General features: G+C 53.4%; 15 protein-coding genes, 1 tRNA gene and 2 riboswitches. Of the genes, 4 read left to right on the top strand and 12 right to left on the bottom strand.

The features are described 5' to 3' along the window. Nucleotides 1-15 precede the first annotated feature (15 nt). The 8 genes from NYE26_RS00865 to NYE26_RS00830 form a co-directional block, all read right to left on the bottom strand. Entirely contained in the window at nucleotides 16-807 is a 792-nt protein-coding gene (locus NYE26_RS00865) for an energy-coupling factor transporter transmembrane component T (RefSeq protein WP_076085408.1), read from the bottom strand. After that, nucleotides 800-1708, bottom strand: coding sequence for an energy-coupling factor transporter ATPase (locus NYE26_RS00860; protein WP_339253224.1), 909 nt, complete (start codon nucleotides 1706-1708; stop codon nucleotides 800-802). Before NYE26_RS00860 ends, NYE26_RS00865 begins: the two co-directional genes overlap by 8 nt. Beyond that, nucleotides 1684-2550 carry an ATP-binding cassette domain-containing protein gene (locus tag NYE26_RS00855; protein WP_339253222.1) on the bottom strand — a complete coding sequence of 289 codons (867 nt, stop codon included), beginning with the start codon at nucleotides 2548-2550 and terminating at the stop codon, nucleotides 1684-1686. The genes NYE26_RS00860 and NYE26_RS00855 overlap by 25 nt, the downstream gene beginning before the upstream one ends. A 19-nt stretch (nucleotides 2551-2569) precedes the next feature. Further along, nucleotides 2570-3133, bottom strand: a complete 564-nt coding sequence (locus NYE26_RS00850; RefSeq protein ID WP_209994599.1) for a Gx transporter family protein — start codon at nucleotides 3131-3133, stop codon at nucleotides 2570-2572. After that, complete coding sequence (locus NYE26_RS00845) at nucleotides 3117-3506, bottom strand: NusG domain II-containing protein (protein ID WP_036700638.1); 390 nt, start codon at nucleotides 3504-3506, stop codon at nucleotides 3117-3119. Before NYE26_RS00845 ends, NYE26_RS00850 begins: the two co-directional genes overlap by 17 nt. Nucleotides 3507-3710: 204 nt before the next feature. Beyond that, nucleotides 3711-5225: an HD domain-containing phosphohydrolase gene (locus NYE26_RS00840; RefSeq protein ID WP_339253219.1), complete on the bottom strand. Its 1515-nt coding sequence runs from the start codon at nucleotides 5223-5225 to the stop codon at nucleotides 3711-3713. A gap of 517 nt (nucleotides 5226-5742) precedes the next feature. Then, a complete protein-coding gene (locus tag NYE26_RS00835) occupies nucleotides 5743-6708 on the bottom strand; it encodes an alpha/beta hydrolase (protein WP_339257276.1) in 966 nt (321 codons plus the stop codon). A gap of 483 nt (nucleotides 6709-7191) precedes the next feature. Next, a complete protein-coding gene (locus NYE26_RS00830; RefSeq protein ID WP_339253218.1) occupies nucleotides 7192-10125 on the bottom strand; it encodes a choice-of-anchor A family protein in 2934 nt (977 codons plus the stop codon). Nucleotides 10126-10206: 81 nt separating this feature from the next. Then, nucleotides 10207-10299: riboswitch (cyclic di-GMP riboswitch) on the bottom strand. 749 nt (nucleotides 10300-11048) lie between these two features. Here NYE26_RS00830 and NYE26_RS00825 point away from each other — a divergent pair. Beyond that, nucleotides 11049-11414: a hypothetical protein gene (locus NYE26_RS00825; RefSeq protein ID WP_051478700.1), complete on the top strand. Its 366-nt coding sequence runs from the start codon at nucleotides 11049-11051 to the stop codon at nucleotides 11412-11414. 362 nt (nucleotides 11415-11776) lie between these two features. Here the strand turns inward: NYE26_RS00825 and NYE26_RS00820 are convergent, their stop codons facing one another. Continuing rightward, nucleotides 11777-12199: an ASCH domain-containing protein gene (locus tag NYE26_RS00820; protein WP_339253216.1), complete on the bottom strand. Its 423-nt coding sequence runs from the start codon at nucleotides 12197-12199 to the stop codon at nucleotides 11777-11779. 96 nt (nucleotides 12200-12295) lie between these two features. Between NYE26_RS00820 and NYE26_RS00815 the strand changes: the two genes are divergently transcribed. Beyond that, the gene (locus tag NYE26_RS00815) at nucleotides 12296-13042 is read left to right on the top strand and encodes a YukJ family protein (protein WP_339253214.1); all 747 of its coding nucleotides are present in this window, start codon (nucleotides 12296-12298) and stop codon (nucleotides 13040-13042) included. A gap of 387 nt (nucleotides 13043-13429) precedes the next feature. Here NYE26_RS00815 and NYE26_RS00810 read toward each other — a convergent pair. From NYE26_RS00810 to NYE26_RS00800, 3 genes are all read right to left on the bottom strand, one after another. Continuing rightward, nucleotides 13430-13501 (bottom strand) — tRNA-Thr (locus NYE26_RS00810). Between the two features lie 88 nt (nucleotides 13502-13589). Next, a complete protein-coding gene (locus tag NYE26_RS00805; RefSeq protein ID WP_339253212.1) occupies nucleotides 13590-14369 on the bottom strand; it encodes a sugar phosphate isomerase/epimerase in 780 nt (259 codons plus the stop codon). A gap of 47 nt (nucleotides 14370-14416) precedes the next feature. After that, nucleotides 14417-14725, bottom strand: coding sequence for an MTH1187 family thiamine-binding protein (locus NYE26_RS00800; protein WP_036732667.1), 309 nt, complete (start codon nucleotides 14723-14725; stop codon nucleotides 14417-14419). 341 nt (nucleotides 14726-15066) lie between these two features. Next, nucleotides 15067-15298: riboswitch (cobalamin riboswitch) on the top strand. Between the two features lie 308 nt (nucleotides 15299-15606). On the opposite strand from NYE26_RS00800, the gene NYE26_RS00795 reads away from it, so the two are divergent. Both NYE26_RS00795 and nrdG read left to right on the top strand, forming a co-directional pair. Then, on the top strand, nucleotides 15607-17592 hold the full coding sequence (locus NYE26_RS00795; protein ID WP_339253210.1) for an anaerobic ribonucleoside triphosphate reductase: 1986 nt from the start codon (nucleotides 15607-15609) through the stop codon (nucleotides 17590-17592). Beyond that, nucleotides 17589-18116 carry an anaerobic ribonucleoside-triphosphate reductase activating protein gene (nrdG, locus tag NYE26_RS00790; RefSeq protein WP_339253208.1) on the top strand — a complete coding sequence of 176 codons (528 nt, stop codon included), beginning with the start codon at nucleotides 17589-17591 and terminating at the stop codon, nucleotides 18114-18116. The genes NYE26_RS00795 and nrdG overlap by 4 nt, the downstream gene beginning before the upstream one ends. Nucleotides 18117-18541: the final 425 nt, after the last annotated feature.

Below are 18541 nucleotides of genomic sequence, written 5' to 3'. Positions count from 1 at the left end.
ATCCCCCTAAATGTCTTACAATAATACAACTGCAACTCCCAGTACAACAAACATAGCAACAAAAAGCGTATCCGCCGCGCCCCACCTGAGCCGGTGATACCGGCTGCGCGGCGCATCCATGCGGAAGCCCCGGGCTTCCATGGAATAGATCAGATCCTGGGCGCGCCGGAACGCACTGGCGATAACCGGGACCAGCAGCGAGACAAGCATCCGCGCCTTCTCCTTCAGCGGCAGCTCCTTCAGATCCGCTCCGCGCGAGGCCTGCGCCTTCAGGATAATCTGCGCCTCATCCAGAATCGTCGGGATGAAGCGGAGCGCGATGCTAATCATCAGCGTAATCCGGTCCGGTGACAGCCGGAGCTTCTTAAGCGGGGCCAGTACTCCCTCAAGTCCCTGATTCAGCTTGGCGGGTGTCGTCGTGAAGGTCAGTAGGGCTGTGAAGGTCAGCAGGAATAACATGCGGATGACAGAAAATGCTCCCATCCGCAGGCCGCCCGCATGCAGCGAGAACGAGCCAAGCGACCATAGCACCTCCCCTTCCTTCACGGATAGCGCCTGTACGATGAAGATGAACAGCATCAGATAACGCAGAGGCTTCGCAGCCTTGATGAAATATTTCAGTGGAATGCGGGTCGTCGCCATCACCACGATGGAGAAGACCGCGACCAGCCCGATCGATATCCAGGAAGTGGACAGCAGGATGATGGCTACATAGAGCAGCATCCCGGTGATTTTGGACCGGGCATCCAGCTTATGGACCCAGGAGCCCGTATCAATGCTGCGTCCCAGCAGCAGACGCTCATTCATGGCCATTCCCCATTTCTTCCGTGCCGGAGGCATTCAGCATGCGGCGCTCTTCCAGCAAGGCCGCAAGCCGCCCCGCGAGGCCCTCCGCTGTAAGGAGCGGCTTCTCGCCGCTAAGGCCGAAGCGCTCGGCGGCAGCCTGCCAGTAACGCAGAGACTGCGGAACCCGCAGTCCGCAGCGCGTAAGAATCGCCGGATCAGCGGCCAGCTCACCGCCGCTGCCCTGGAAGGCGAGCTCCCCATCCTTAAGCAGCACCCAGTTGTCGGCATACGGCAACAGTTCATCCATCCGGTGCGTCACGATGATGATCGTCCGGCCCTGCTCGCGGCACAGCCGCTCCAAGAGCGCGATCAGCTCCGCGCGGCTTACCGGGTCCAGGGTGGCTGTCGGCTCATCCAGCACCACAATGTCCGGGTCCATTGCCAGCACGGAAGCGATAGCCGCCTTGCGCATCTGTCCTCCGCTGAGCCGGAAGGGATTGCGCTCCAGCAGCGCCAGATCCAGCCCCATGTCCGTCATCGACTTGCGGGCCCGTGCCTTGGCCTCCTCCAGACTGACTCCGAAGTTCAGCGGCCCGAAGCAGAGATCCTTCTCCACCGTATCTTCGAACATCTGCTGCTCCGGGAATTGAAAGACGAGGCCTACCCTCCGCCGCAGCGGAAGCAGCCTCGGTGATTTCTCCCCAGCAGTTATCGTTACATCCAGCACCTGCACCGTGCCTTCCGTCGGCTTAAGAATGCCATTGAACAGCTGGAGCAGTGTAGATTTGCCGGAGCCGGTGGCTCCGGCAATGCCGGTCAGCGAACCCTCGGCAATCTCCAGATTAATCCCGTGCAGCGCCGTCTGCTTCCACATACTGCGGTCGGCATACGTGTAGCTTACTTGCTGTAGTTGTATTGCCATAGTGTGTCTATAAGCTCCTTTTCGCTGGCGGGTACATCCACCGTAATTCCCCGGCTCTCCAGTTCACGGGCTAGCTGCCAAGTATAAGGCTCCCGCAAATGACACTTCTCCAGCAGCTCCGCATCACGGAACAGCTCCGCAGGTGATACATCTGCCGTAATGCTTCCCCCGTGCAGCGCAAGCACCCGGTCCGAAGCCAGAATCTCATCGGCATCATGGGTAATCAGCAGAATCGTGTAGCTGCCCGCGGCCTGCATGTCCCGCAGAATCCCCATCAGCTCATCGCGGCTGCCTTCGTCCAACATAGAAGAGGCCTCGTCGAAGATGACGATGCCTGGCTTCATGGCGAGAATCGAGGCGATGGCCACTCGCTGCTTCTGCCCGCCCGACAGCTCTCCGGGATGCTTCGACAGCAGATGGCCAATCCCGAGCCTACCAGTATAGAATTCAAGCCGCTCCTTCATCTCTTCGTAGGACAGGCACTGGCCCTCCAGGCCGAAGAGAATATCTTCTTCCACCGTCTGACCGATGAACTGGTTATCGGGGTTCTGGAAGACCATTCCGATGCATTGCCGGATGGACTGAACCGTCTCTTCCTGCAGCGTATGTCCGCAGACAGAGATCTGGCCTGCACTCTTCGGAAGCAGCGCATTCAGCAGCTTGACCAGGGTCGATTTGCCGCAGCCGTTAGGCCCCACAATGCTCACCCATTGGCCCTGCGGGATCGACACGTTGATATCGTGGAGAATCGGATGCTCCGGGTCATAGCCGAAGGATACGCCCTCAAGGGCAATCACCGCTGGCTTTTCACCGGCTTTTGTATCGTTGTACGCTTGATTCATGTTACTCATCCTTCCGCAGCTAGTGACCCGGTCCGTTCAGGAACTCTTCAAACAAGGATATTTTGGATAGCGAGTCAACCACATACCGGACGGCGAAGCCGACAGCAATGCCCGTAATAATACCGGTAATCAGCAGCACCGGCAGGTAATAGAAAATACTCGTTGAATTGAACACGAACGAGGCTGCCAGCAGCTGCCCCGTATTGTGAGCCAATCCGCCTGCAATGCTGATGCCGATGACACTGAATTTTTTGCGGCCGAGCTTCACCAGCGCGAACATCACGATGAAGCTGAACAGGGAACCGAACAGGCTGAACAGCAGGCTGGACAGCGTACCGAGCAGGAAGGCGGTCAGCAGGGTCTTGAGGATCACCAGTACCAATACATCGCGTCCGCGCAAAAAGTAAATGCAGGTCAAAATCATAATATTGGCGAAGCCCAGCTTCGCCCCGGGCATCAGCCCCACTCCTGCGAGCGGGATCTGCGCCTCCACAATACTCAGCACCACAGCAACGGCAGCGAATATAGCGATAATTACGGTCCGCTTCAGCGCTGTAGCCGATTCACTACTGGACATAGCCATCTACTTCATCCTCCCCGGCCGCACTTGCAATCTCCACCAATACCCGGTGCGGAAGACATACGATGGTCTGCTTCGGCAGCGTGATGAATCCGAAGCCGAGACAGACCTTATCGGGACAATCCGCATCAAACATCTCGACCCCGTAATCATGCACCTTAAGAATGTTATAGCCCCGTTCGGTGCGGACCTCAATAGTCTGCTCTTCTTTGGTAAGGGTTATCGTTTTGAATAACTTACCATCTACCGTGATGTTGGCCTTGAGTTCTTTGCCCGGCCCACCTTTATCAGCATCGTTTGACAGCCATCTTGGCACGAGAAAAGCGAGCGCAGCAATCAGAACGATAGAAATCAGCAGCACATCTGCGCGTTTCATAGAAATCTCCCTTATTTTTTAATTAAAATCCAGACTTAATAATTATAACGGTCTGCCCTCAATCCTTCAATGAATGTAGTCGTTAATTGTCGTAATTCCATGTCAGTTCACAAAATAGGCACGCAAAGCTGAAGCGGATCCTCCATAAACTGGATAGTATCCGCTTCGGCAAGGAATATAAGGATAATGCAATCATTTATAGAATTACCCGGCTTGGACGGGCTGAGCACCCTTAGAGGCTTCCGGCTTCCGGCCGAAGTACCCCAGGAACAGTCCGGCGAATTCAGGGTCCCACTGACTCCCCCTGCCCTGCTCCAGAATATTCAGCGCCCGTTCATGGTCCATCCCTTTCCGGTAAGGCCGGTCGGACGTCATAGCATCATAAGCATCCGCCACAGCGATAATCCGGCCGTGCAACGGAATATTCATACCGGCAAGACCATCCGGGTAGCCCCGGCCGTCATAACGCTCATGATGCGAGCGGACGCCGCCCAGATAGGGTGCCATTTTGTCCGCCGGTTCAATCTGCCGCAGAATATTCTCTCCCAGCACCGTATGACTCTGAATCTGGAGGAATTCCTCATCCGTTAAGGCTTCTTCCTTGAACAGGATGCTGTCTCTCACCCCGATCTTACCAATATCATGCAGCAGTGCTGACTTGCGCAGATCATCCAGCTCCTGCCCCCTCAGTCCGGCCAGCTGCCCGATAATCACCGAATACTCCGCTACACGGAGCGAGTGTCCTGCCGTATACGAATCGCGGGCGTCCAGCGCCACGGCAAGGGTGGAGAAGTAGCTGTCCAGCAGCTGGCGGCTCTGCTGCTCCCGCGCCTGCAGCCCCCGGACCATCATGTTAAAGCCTGCCACCAGCTTCGAGAATTCATCGGAGTACTCATCCTGCACCTGGATCAGATTGCCGTCCTTCACCTGGTTCATCGCCTGATACAGCTCATGGATCGGATGCTGTACGCTGTTCGTCAGCAGCCAGGCCGCAATGGAGGAGAACAGCGTGCCGATCAGCAGCACCATCCCCGCCCAGGCCCAGTAGCTCTGAAGTCCGACGACGACTATCGAATCCCCTTCACCGTTCATACGGATATGCGTGGCCATAATAAACAGGAACAGCGGGAAGGTGCCGATCAGCATACAGCTTACCAAGAATTTGGGGCGTATCGGCACGAACACATGGCCCTCCAGGGAAAAATCCACACCATACTGCTCCAGCGCACGGTTCCTGAATTCCTTGATCAGCGGAATAATGGAGGTGCAGGTCAGGAAGAATTCAATGAGGGAATGCATACAAGCCACAAGCACTGCGCAGCACATCGCCAGAATCAGATAGAAGTACGGAAACGTGACCCAGCCAGAATGGATCATCCACACCGACAGCAGCAGAGCCGGAACGGATAATCCGAGCAGATGCGGCCCCATAATCCGCTGTATAGCCCGTTTGGGCAGCAGGTGCGTATGCAGATATGCTTCTTCCAGCATCGATAGCGCAGCATTCTCCTGAACGAGCGCAGCCCGTATGGGCCTGATCTGTCTGAGAAAGACAGTAATCTCTATAGACGCCATTATTACGAAAGAACAAGCAAGTACCAGTAAGAGGCGGTAGTATTCAACCCGGCTGATCTCCAGGGAAGATAACATAAGCAGACTCCCGACCGCGAGTACCGCTACCGCTGAGCCGAAGATGTAGTTCCGGATCTGATTTCTCAAAAAGCTTCTGTATAGTCTCATCTGTCCACTCATCCCCGTCCGGCCTCAGCCCAATATACAGTTGCATTTATGTGAAGACCATGCTATAATAAAATAATATTTGTTTTCGAGTATGTTTATCCCCATCAAGAAGATGTCAGGCCGATGAATCACTTCTCTATATTATCGGCGGTTTGGACACAATATCTTACGTTTTCTTGCAGTACTTATCCCTTTTATGAGACTAAATTCGAACATAGCATTCCGATTCACACTGGCGCGGCCACGGAGCCGCAAGGACAAAAGAGAGGTAGGGCTTTTGTCGTATTGGAAGGATTATTCTCGCCACACGGCTGCTGGAAATAACAAGGAATAACGACACCCGTCTTGCTCACAGACGGCGGGGGATTAATATACCGATAAGACATGGCTGGCTGCTTCTCTGTTCTTCAGGGAAAGGCCCCATGTGTGGAACATAATTAGCGCCCGATAACCGCTGTCAGCGGATATCGGGCGCGTCTACGTTCTACGGACTTTTTTACCGTATAGATTCAGCGGCAGCCGGACTGTGTACATAACGTTCCACGAATTCGCCTACTGTGCGGATGTATGTGCTTTTATCCGTATCATAGGCAAGACCATGCCCCGCTCCATGCACCACCAGTTGCTCCTTCGGACTCCGGCAGGCCTCATACAGCTCATTCATCATTGCATAAGGCACGAACTTATCCGCATCCCCGTGGATGAACAGAATCGGCACCTTGGCCTTGCGAACCTGCTTCAGCGCAGACGCCTCCCCGAAGAAATAACCGGCCTTCATCCGGGTCACCAGACTGGCCACCGGCACAAACGGGAAGCTGGGCAGACGGTACATCCGCTTCAGCTGATAGGACAGCTGCGCCTTGACCGAGGTGTAGCCGCAATCGGCGACAATCGCCTTGACCTGCGGAGGAAGCTCCTCCCCGGACGTCATCAGCACCGTAGCCCCGCCCATTGATACACCATGCAGCACGATCTGCGCATCCGGACCGTTCTCCTGCAGGACGAATCTGATCCATTTCAGATAATCCCGGCGCTCCGGCCAGCCAAAGCCGATATAATCGCCTTCACTTTTCCCATGTCCCCGGGCATCAGGCAGCAGCACATTGTACCCCAGATTCTCATAATAGTTCTTAGCAGTCGCTCCCATATCCTTGGCCTTCCCGGAATACCCGTGGGCAACAATGACCGTCCGTCCGGCAGCACGCTCTGACGCCAGATAATAGCCCTGCAGCTTGAGCCCATCCTCAGACATCAGCTCCACCTCACGGAAGGTCTGCCGGGACACCCACTCCGCTCCTTCTCCCCACGAGGCTCCGGCCACCGGCGGCGGATCGATCTTAAGGTCTGGGGTCTTGGCCAGGAATTCCTTAGGGGCCCGTTTAATGGCTACTCCATAAAAATAGAATCCTGCATACCCCACCCCTCCGGCCACCACGATCAGCACCACAAGCAGGTATATCATCCACATCAACGTTCCTCCTTCAGTAAGCAACCATATTAATTTGAGCCTAGTATAGCATGGGAGTTAGGCCAACTAAAAATACGGCTGAGGCGCAAACTTCAACTCCATTGTACTCTGCATGACTCTTGAAAGAAGCAGGTGGACTCATTTAGCATACTCGCCTTCCCGCAGCAGATTGCATGTATGTTGTTTTCCACATACATTTGATCCGCTGACTCTCTCACCGGCACATTGTATGCTGTTTTCCACATACATTTGGTCCGCTGACTCTCTCATCGGCACATTGTATATTGTTTTTCGCATACATTGGTCCGCTGACTCTCTCACCGGCACATTGTATGTTGTTTTTCGCATACATTCTGTATCCGGGCACTTATTTCCAACGAAAAAAAGAGCTGCTTCCAGGAGAACATCTTCTCCGAAAGCAGCCCTTGTCAAATTACAGGATCATCGTTTGTTTGTATAAATCTCAGTTCGGGTCACTCACTTACGTTTGCTGTTTCTGGTGGTTCTTCTAAGAATCAAGCCCAGACCAGCGAGTGCCAAACCGGCAAAATAATAAGGCGCAGGACTGGATTCGCCCGTCTTCGGCAAGGTTCCATCCACAGGCACACCGCCTAGAGGAACCTCATCATCAATAAGGACTACACCGGGTGCCGGTTCTGCTGAAGGCGTTGGCTCCGGTGTTGCTGCTATTTGCGCAACCGCAACAGCCGGTGTCGGCGTCGGCACTGTTGTAGCTATTGGAGTTGCTACAGGTCCAAGCGGCAGCGGATCATCATTCACAACCACATCATTGCTCACGATAAATCCGATAATCGGAGTCGGCGTAGGCACTGGAGGGAAACTGAACGGCGGCGATGTTGGCGCTGGTGTTGTTACTGGTGTTGGTTCTGGTGTCGGCGTTGGTGTCGGCTCTACCGTCGGTGTTGGTGTTGGCGTTGCCGTCGGTGTCGGTGTTGGCGTTGGCGTCGGTGTTGGTGTTGGCGTTGGTGTTGGCGTCGGCTCTACCGTTGGTGTCGGTGTTGGCGTTGGTTCTACCGTTGGCGTTGGTGTCGGCTCTACCGTTGGTGTCGGTGTTGGTTCTACCGTCGGTGTTGGTGTTGGTTCTACCGTCGGTGTTGGTGTTGGCTCTGCCGTTGGCGTTGGTGTTGGCTCAGCTGTTGGCGTTGATGTCGGTTCTGCCGTTGGCGTTGGTGTTGGTTCTACCGTTGGCGTTGGTGTTGGCTCAGCTGTTGGCGTTGGTGTTGGCTCTACCGTCGGTGTTGGTGTTGGCTCTGCCGTTGGCGTTGGTGTTGGCTCTGCCGTTGGCGTCGATGTTGGCTCAGCTGTTGGCGTTGGTGTCGGCTCTGCCGTTGGCGTTGGTGTCGGTACCGCCGTTGGCGTTGGTGTCGGCTCTGCCGTTGGTGTTGGTGTCGGTGTTGGTTCTACCGTCGGCGTTGGTGTCGGTACTGACGTTGGTGTTGGTGTCGGCTCTGCCGTTGGCGTTGGTGTCGGTTCTGCCGTTGGCGTTGGTGTCGGCTCTGCCGTTGGCGTTGGTGTCGGTCCCGCTGTTGGCGTCGGTGTCGGTACTGCCGTTGGCGTTGGTGTCGGTACTGCCGTTGGTGTTGGTGTCGGTCCCGCTGTTGGCGTCGGTGTCGGTTCTGCCGTTGGCGTTGGTGTTGGTTCTACCGTCGGTGTTGGTGTCGGTACTGCCGTTGGTGTTGGTGTCGGCTCTGCCGTTGGCGTTGGTGTCGGTCCCGCTGTTGGCGTTGGTGTTGGTTCTGCCGTCGGTGTTGGTGTCGGTCCAGCTGTTGGCGTTGGTGTCGGTACAGCTGTTGGCGTTGGCGTCGGCTTCACAGTTGGTGTTGGTGTCGGCTTCACGGTCGGCGTTGGTGTCGGCTTCACGGTTGGCGTCGGTGTTGGCTTCACAGTTGGTGTTGGTGTCGGCTTCACGGTCGGCGTTGGTGTCGGCTTCACGGTTGGCGTCGGTGTTGGCTTCACAGTTGGTGTTGGCGTCGGCTTCACGGTCGGCGTTGGCGTCGGCTTCACAGTCGGCGTTGGCGTCGGCTTCACAGTCGGCGTTGGTGTCGGCTTCACGGTTGGCGTTGGCGTCGGCTTCACAGTCGGTGTTGGCGTCGGCTTCACAGTCGGTGTTGGTGTTGGCTTCACGGTCGGCGTTGGTGTTGGCTTCACGGTCGGCGTTGGTGTCGGCTTCACAGTTGGCGTTGGCGTCGGCTTCACCGTTGGCGTTGGTGTCGGCTTCACGGTCGGCGTTGGTGTCGGCTTTACAGTCGGCGTTGGCTTTGGAGTTGGAGTGCACACAGGTGTAGGTGACGGTTTTATGGTCGGTGTTGGCTTCACAGTTGGAGTCGGCGTTACCGTCGGTGTTGGCTTCACTGTAGGTGCAGGCGTTACCGTCGGCGTTGGCTTCACTGTAGGTGTAGGCGTTACCGTTGGTGTTGGTTTCACAGTCGGTGTTGGCGTTACCGTCGGTGTTGGTTTCACTGTCGGCGTTGGTGTCGGTGATGGACTAGGTGTCGGCGTTGCGGTCGGCGTCGGACTCGGCGGCGGCCCCTCTCCCTCGTACAATCCCAGGTGCATCTCTACCCCGCCGCTAAAAGATTTTGCAATCAGAGTCCCGTACAACTCTGCTCCGGCATAATGAACATCCGCTCTAGGTGCGAGGATCGTCCCGAAGAATGAGGTATAAGCGATATTCACCTCAGAAGCTTCGTAAAAGTTGAACAATACCTGACTGGCTCTGCCGTTATTCATTGCAAAGCTCGGCACATTGACTGTAGACCCGCTTATATTAATAATCAGCGTAGCGTTCTGTGCAATGTTGAATTCGATATAGTTGGTCTTCGCCAGTGTCGAGGCATCCAAATGAACTACATTGAAACGATCCGGTGCACTTATCTTGAGCTGTCCATAATTGTTATTGCCGATCTCATTCGTGTCAGCCAAGGCCCCATACTCTGTGGAACGGGAGATCAGAGCTTGCTGCTCGGCTGCAAAATCAATCGGGCTGGCATTTTTCTTCCCGCCTTTGATGTTGACACCAGGCTCATTGGCTGTAAAGCTATCCCCAAATACCACATTTCCATAGATCTCTCCACTGCCTAAATGTACAAAATTCTTACCGGCCACAAGTACATCCGTCGGCGAAGCATCCCTGTATGCCCTAGCTACTCCGTAACCTCCGGAGAGGGTAATGTCCCCCGCCGCTGCCAGGCGGCCTTCAATCTGATCATTGGCTTGTTTAAAATCCCCGAGGATAAAAGCATTAAAATTCCCTGCGACCCCCAAAACCGGTGTTGGCGTATACGGCACCCCTGAAGCTGCTTTGACATCCGTACCCCACGTAAAAGCACTGGATACGGTCAATAGGCCCGCCATAATGATGGCGGCTGTTTTACGTACTCCTTTTTTCAATAGTCCACACCTCCTAGTTACTATTCTATGAATCTGTCACGCGACTATAACAACAAAAAGACCGCCACGAAGGGTTAGCTTCACGGCGGCCGGACGACCCTAGCCTCAACTTTAGAGACAGTAGATTCCTGACTTTGCGTCCCGTTCTTTCGATACGGTTTGCGTTTGTACATGATTTCGGTATGCAATTGAGATTTGCTTATGTAAGATCATTGTTGAGTCTATGACATTTGTTACTTTTGTACTAATTTCAGTTTATCCGCTCTCCCACCCTATTGTCAATCCACTCCCAGTATATTTTTTGAAATTATTTTTTACGATGGTTGCTCATTGATCCCTTGTACCATAAGGGTTCAGGGGCGAGTCTCTTTTTTATCTACTGACGAAAAAAGTCGAGAAATCAGAGGATTGGCTATAGCCGTTTGTCTCTCTTTTCTATAATACTATCAATTTATATCATTAAAATTTGATGCATTCGTCCTATTTTATCGCCCTCAGCCCACCCCTACTCATTATCTGCTCCTGTTCAATGCAATTTTACCTATTTTTGGGCATCTCAGCTCCAAAAAAAGTGCCGCCCATAGGGACGACACCTGCTAATAGACTTCATATATTTTGAATAAAATGTCGCCTAGGCAGACCCGAACAGCTGAACCCAGCCAATCATCGATACCCAGAGCGGAACACTTAGAATGATCCCGAATACCAAACCACGGCGGAGGCTTCCTTCATGACTCATTGCCATTCTCCTTTGAGCTGATTTATTTATCAATCTTTAATATTTCAATTTTAATATAAAATAATTCATCTTATTTTTTTGTGAAATATATCACATTATTTGAGTTAATTTATAAAACCATTGATTATTTTTTGAAGGATGAGTTACAATGCGAATATACGTTCTCTTTGAGGGGTTGAGAAGGATGCAAAGAGCAGAGAGCCAGGATAACCTGCTGGTCAAATCCTATATTTTGCTGCCGCTTATTCTATCCGCCTTCGAGCGCGATGCTTCTGCTATAGCCTCTGAGCTGCGCACGCCTGCACCTTATCTGGAGGTAATCCAGTCGGCCGCTCATGCCGCTTCTGCCGATCTGCGGGAGGTCCGTGCCGGAATGCGCGCCCGTGGTCTGAAGGTCTATGAGCAGCAGCGGTTGGAGACGGGTGTTGAAGCCAAATTTGTCTGCAGGGGCTATCACGAACGGATGCTGCTGCTGGATGATGTGATTGCCGCCCAGGCCACTCTGCATATGCGCAGATATCTGGGTATGGAGAAGATGGAGCAGCGCTAACAAAGAAGCCTGCCGCAAGCGGCAGACTTCTGCATTAAATGATCACCGGGATGCGGTTACATTAACAACGTCCAATACCCCAATGTGCCGCATATCACCACCACAGCTACCGGGTACAGGATTCTCCGGCTTACCTGATCCCTGAACGCAAGAAACAAACAAAGCATACAAAGCCATGCAATTAGAAGGCTTCCCATCTATTATGCATACGCTCCTTCCCGGCATTTCTGCCCCTCTCCAGCGGTAGACCGCCTCAGAGCACAACTCTCCTTATATATAGGAAGATTTCCCGCCGAATATCCCAATTATACCAGCTGACAGCCAATCTGGAGCAATTTTTCTTCACATTGCCGTCAAAAAATTCACAATTCCTCTTCCAGCACCGGATATTCCCAGAAACCCAGACGTCCCTTAGCAGGTATGGGATGTACCAGCGGAACAACCTCCTCCAGCATCCAGGCATACCTTCCTTCGGCATAATTGCCGAATACATATTCATTGCCGCCCGGCCAGCCTTGCTGCGAAAGCTCCGGCGTCACCTCACAGCAATCCGCAATGCGGCTGACTGCAATGATCTTGCCCGTCGGCAGGTTGTCCGCAGTGTAGCCGTGACGGGCCAGCAACGACTGATACGGCTCCGTCCGGCAGATCGCCTTATTCACCTGCATCCCGGCATGAATGGCTAACTCTCCCCGGTGGGCGGTCCGCCAGGTCCGGGTTTCGATTTGTTTTTCTCCCAGCGCAATTAACGTGGCCCACGGCTGGCGAATGGTTAGGCATTTCATAATGCAGCTTACCTCCTATGTTGAACACCTTTTACTTAGAATTACTATGACCTTCTATGGGAAACATTAATAGCTAAGAAGGGGGACTGACGAACTATGGGTAACGGATTAGATCAAGGGTACGGGGTATTAAAATGCAAATTATCCAATGAGGATACCATATATAAGCTAGGTGTCAAAAATAATCATGTCCAGGTACTGGTTGAGGTTGAAGGTGATATTAATAAAAAGTACAGGGTGGCTATCAATATCAGATCAAGCGCAAAAGCGGAACATTTACCGGAGGACACTGCAAATCAGGTGCTTTATTATGTGGGCGAAGATTTCAAAGCGGAAGAAACGGCCCGTTGGCTCACGCTTGAATCCGGCTTCACGAAGATCACCGGACATAACCGGAGCCTTGCCCTTGATTATATCAGGGGAAACCTGGTGATTCCCAGTAAGATGGTAGCTCTGCCTAATACGAACCGGAATGAACCCGAAAACAGCGATCCCCGCAACAATCTTTATGACAAAATCACCTCTTATCTCAAGGAGGCACAGGAACAGGATGCAACCCTGTACGTATTCGGCGAGCCTTGGGGACCCGAAGAGGATAAGCCCGATAAGTACTTCGGCTTCTCCCCTGGGCAGGGCGTTCATAATATTCATATGAACCAAGGCAATGCGGGCGGGTACGCCAGTGAAAATGGCACATGGCAAGACGGCGGCGTCCTTATTCATTTCGAGAATGAGCACAGATGGGTGGCTATCTTCCTGGCCTTCCAGTCCCAATCCTGGTGTACTAACGGCCAGGGAGATGCCACCAAGCCGGTTAGTGAATGCGGTCATAATCACGCTTAAGGCCAAGAACAAAATTACCCTGCGGGTGAATGAGATTACCTGCGCGCAAACACAATGTATGCTGTTTTCCACATACATTCGGGCCGTGTGCCTGCTTGCAAGCACAATGTATGCTGTTTTCCACATACATTCGGGCCGTGTGCCTGCTTGAGAGCATAATGTATGCTGTTTTTCACATACATCGGGCCATGCGCCTACTTGCGAGCATAATGTATGCTGTTTTTCACATACATTTAGTCCATATGCCGCTGTACCAGCCAATTGTATACGATTTCAATAACTTTACACTCACCTTTTCCACAGCAGCAGGATACTATAGTTTCCTATACAATAAAAAAACGCGGTCCCCAGAACCGGAAACCCGCGCCACTATCGACTTTGTAAGGATGCTGGTGAAGGGAATTGAACCCCCGGCCTACGCATTACGAGTGCGTTGCTCTACCCCTGAGCTACACCAGCGAACAGGCTTTGCTGTCCTGCCAAACACAAAATATTATAACTCTTCCAGCGGAAAACGCAAGCCCTTTTTCCGCTGGTTGCTGTGTCATCAGCCCTGCATCAGCCCCAGCCCGCGGAAATAATCCAGCGCGAGCTTAGCGCTTGCAAGAGAAGATACCTCATATGCCTCTTGCTCCACAATATAATAGAGAATTCCGCTCTGCTCCGCGATCTCGAAGACGCTCCGGAAATCGACCTCTCCCTTTCCGAGATCGGTCTCCTCATTGTCTGCTCCGAAGTCCTTAATGTGAACCAGCGGAACACGGCCGGCGTACCGTGACACATAATCAACGGGCCAGGCTCCACCCCTGTATACCCATCCCAGATCAAACTCAGCCAGCATATGCTCGGCAGGAATCTGCTCCAGCCAGATATCGATGACCGCCTTGCCGTCAACCTCTTTGAATTCATAATCATGGTTGTGGTAGCCGTACTGCATCCCCGCCGCCCGGACCATCGCGGAAGCCTTCTCCAGGAATGGAATGATTCTCGTTACATCCTCTATGGAAGGGTTCGGCGGAAGCGGTGCCGACGGGGTGATCATATATTGCAGTCCGAGCTCTACACCGTATTCAATCTCTTTGGCTAATGCCTGTTCCATCTTATCCAGACTGCTGAAGTCCAGGCCTACATGCGCCGAAGGGGCCGCCAGGCCAAGTTCATCCAGCTTACGGCGCAGTTCCCCTGCAGATACACCGAAATAACCGGCGAATTCCACTGCCTGGTACCCCATCTCTGCCACCTTGGCCAGTGTGCCGAGGAAATCGCGTTCCGTCTGGTCACGCAGTGTATACATTTGAATTCCGATCTGCTGTGCTGCTTCTGTCATTAAGAATCCGCTCCTTATCGGTTGATTCTGATTGGATACTATTGTGGTTACTCTCCCTGTAGCTTGCGCTCCACAGATTCCAGCTTGCTGCGGCTGGTCGAGGTCTTGTCGCGCCGGTCATCGATCTTGAGTGAGGTTGAGACTCTCTGTGCCCCGGCGGTAAACGGCGACTCATGCAGCGCTTCTACCGCAGCCAGAATCCGCGCTACCGGTCCCTCAATAATTGTACCCATAGAAGTTAGCTCATAGGTAATGCCCTCCACCGTCTGCAGCACACGCTGCATCTCGGCCACATAGCTGCTGAGACTGGTGCTGCCTGTCCCGATCGGAATAACGGTCACTTCGCCAATTGCCATTGTGATCTCCCTCCTAATTATCTGGTGTGCCTGAGTCTCTTATTTATCCTCTTATTGTAACGCTTCGCCAGGCTTGCTACAAATCACCTGCACCCTCTCCATTCTATTAATATCCGTCAAAATGATTACCAGGATTAGACGCACTCTATTTATGGATTCTTTGTGGCGTATTTTCGGAGATTTTATGAAAAATTCACGGCAGATTCATAGGAAAGTTGTGGATTACCTGTGGACTAACTGTGGATCAGCTGTGAGTAAAAGCGCCGAACCCGCTCCCCGTGCGGGATTGCAAAAAAACATTTACAAACACAATATATTGCGGTAGCTTTAATAGATAACAACAAAATATAGTAGAAACGGGTGTTTCACCCCTTGTAATAGAGGTGCGACTTAATAGGGAAGCGCGGTGCAAAACCGCTGCGGTCCCGCCACTGTAACCGGATGCTCCCAGGGTGCGATGCCCAGGGCCGCATTCTCCGGCTAAATGCCACTAAGGGGCGGAATAAGCCCCCCGGGAAGGCGCCGGAGGAGTTGCCGGAAGCCAGGAGACCTGCCTGTTTCGGTGGCACCGCTTAGACTCCTGCGAGGAACAGGGGAGGTGTCCGTATGCGGCCTGCAATAGCAGAGTTAGCCTTCCGTCAATCGGGCCAGAGGCTGCCGATACCTGAGGACGATCGTGGATTATCTTCAGGTATCGGCTCTGCGGAATATACAAGAACGGGCGTAAGCTATTTGCCCAGTGTCTGCTCGTATATTCCACCCAGACCACAGGCAAACTTCCGCTTCCCGGATCTTTGCATCATGCATTCGGGCATTTCCGGCCTTCCCGGCCGGAGGTGCTTTTTTAACGCTTACAATACCCGAGAGGAGAGAGTTATATAATGACGCTGCTGGAGAAACGTTATAACGAAGGACAAGCTGCACAGGAGGATCTTTTGGAAGAGGTCATTCATCTGGGACGGGATATTATCGACAGCCGGGATCTGGATCTGCTGCGCGAGAACGCCAACCTGAACGGGGAGAGCTTCTCCGGCAAAATGAGCAAATTCGGCAGTGAATACTCCAAATGGTATGCCCGCAACTTCACCATGCCGCCGCAGTTGGTACAGGCTACCCTGGATAATGTCGTCTATGTGCATGACCTGGATCAATACGCCATCGGAACCACCAACTGCATCTTCATCCCGTTCGAACGGCTTCTCCGTGAAGGCTTCAACACCGGCAACGGCAGCGTACGGCCTCCCAACTCGATTATGACGGCGATGTCGCTGGTGGCGATTATTTTCCAGTCGCAGCAGAATGCGCAGTACGGCGGTGTGTCCGCCAACAAGCTGGATTATGATCTGGCTCCTTATGTGACCAAGTCCTTCTCCAAGCTCTTCCGCAAAGGTCTGGAGTATTTCGAGGAGAATGCAGAGGTTTCAGAACTTGGGGAGATTACGATGAGCCGCAGCGATCTGGCTGAGCAGTATCCGCGCGCCTTCCGTTTTGCCCTGAAGGAGACGCAGAGCGAGACCCTGCAGGCCGCAGAGAGTATGGTACATAACCTGAATACGATGTCCAGCCGCTCCGGCGGCCAGATTCCTTTTACCAGCATCAACTACGGCACCTGCACCTCCCCGGAGGGCCAGCTTGTGATCAGCTCGCTGCTGACAGCCACGATGAACGGACTGGGCAGCGGGGAGACGCCGGTGTTCCCGATTCAGATCTTCAAATGCAAGCAAGGCATCAACCAGCAGCCGGGTGACCCTAACTATGATCTGTTCCTGAAGGCAGCGGAGTGCTCGGCGCGCAGATTGTATCCGAACTTTGCCAACCTGGACGCTCCGCTGAACATGCAATATTATGATCCGGCTGACCCGGATACCGAGTTCGCTACGATGGGCTGCCGGACCCGTGTGCTCGGCGACCGCTTCGGACGCAACCATTGCTCCGGCAAAGGCAACTTGTCCTTCAATACGCTCAACCTGGTGCGTCTTGGACTGGCCCACGGCACGATAACCGGCCGCCGCCTGGCTGCTGATGAAGAAGGGTTCTTCGACGACCTGAATCACTATATGGATATTGCGCTGGACGGTCTGCTGCACCGCTTCCGTATCCAGGCTTCCCAGAAGGCCAAAGCCTCCGATTTCATGATGCGTGAAGGCGTCTGGGAGGGCGGCGAGCAGCTTGCCCCTGATGACAGCGTAGGCGAATTGCTGAAGCACGGCAGTCTGTCGCTGGGCTTCATTGGAATGGCCGAATGCATGAAAGCCATGTACGGCAAGCATCACGGCGAAGATATGGAGATTCACGCCAAGGCTGTAGCCATTGTCCGCCACATGCGTGAATATTGCGACCGCAAGAGCGAGGAGCTTAACCTCAACATCACCTTGTTCGCAACACCGGCCGAAGGTCTCTCCGGCAAGTTCACCAAGATCGACCGCAAGGTGCTCGGTTCTATCCCTGGGGTAACCGACCGTGAATACTATACGAACTCGTTCCACATTCCGGTCTACTATGAACTGAGCGCAGCCAAGAAGATCAGCCTGGAAGCCCCGTTCCATGAATATTGCAACGCCGGAGCGATCTCCTATGTCGAGCTGAACGGCAATGCCCGGAGCAACCCTGCAGCCTTCGTCAAAATCATTAAATACGCGCTGGAGCAGGATATCAGCTACTTCAGCATTAACCATCCGATTGACCGCTGCTCCGGCTGCGGCTATGAAGGGGTCATCGGCACGAATTGCCCGACCTGCAATGCCCATGAGGATACCACCCATATCCGCCGTCTGCGCAGGGTTACCGGGTATCTGACCGGTGACTATCAGACCCGTTTCAATGCGGCCAAGCAAGCCGAAGTCCGGGACCGTGTTAAGCATCTATGAACATCTGCGGATATTACCCGGAGTCGATCAATGAAGGGGAAGGCCTGCGGGCCGTCCTCTTCATCAGCGGCTGCCGCCACCGCTGCCTGGGCTGCTTCAACCCGAAGACCTGGAACTTTAACTACGGGGAGGCCTTTACCCCGGAGCGCCGGCGGGAGATTATAGAGGAGATTGCAGGCAATCCGCTGCTGGACGGCTTGACGCTGGCGGGCGGGGACCCTTTTTTCTCGGCTGAGGAGGCTGCAGACTTCATACACGAGCTGCGCGCCGAGCTGCCGGGCTTCCCGGTCTGGATCTATACCGGCTATACGTACGAGGAGCTTACGGCTTCCCCGGGCTCTGCGGAATGGAAGCTGCTGGCCTTGTGCCAGGTCGTGATCGACGGACGGTTCGTCGAAGAGCTCAAAGACCTTACCCTCTCCTACCGGGGAAGCAGCAACCAGCGGATCATTGATATTCCGGCGAGTCTGGCGGGAGATAGGGTTGTTCTGTGGGAGCCGGAGCTGAGCTTTCAAGGGGTATAAAATTCATATCAAGTAGAGACGGTACCGTCCTTATAAAGGACGGTACCGTTTCAGCGAGAAAGATAAGGATAATTATAGCGCGAAGCATATAAATTACTCGCGCGAGCACAATGTATGTTGTTTTCCACATACATTTGGTTCATATGCCTGCATGCGAGCACAATGTATGTTGTTTCCCACATACATTTGGTTCATATGCCTGCATGCGAGCACAATGTATGCTGTTTTCCACATACATTTGGTTCATATGCCTGCATGCGAACACAATGTATGCTGTTTTCCACATACATTTGGTTCATATGCCTGCATGCGAACACAATGTATGCTGTTTTCCACATACATTTGGTTCATATGCTATTGTACCAGCATATTCCTATTCGGTTTTAAGCATACCTTTAGTCACATTCAGTATCAAAGTCACTCTA

This window comes from Paenibacillus sp. FSL P2-0136 (assembly GCF_037975325.1).
In the GTDB taxonomy this organism is placed as follows: Bacteria; Bacillota; Bacilli; order Paenibacillales; family Paenibacillaceae; genus Paenibacillus_AQ; species Paenibacillus_AQ silagei.
This window is presented reverse-complemented; position numbering and strand designations above follow the sequence as displayed.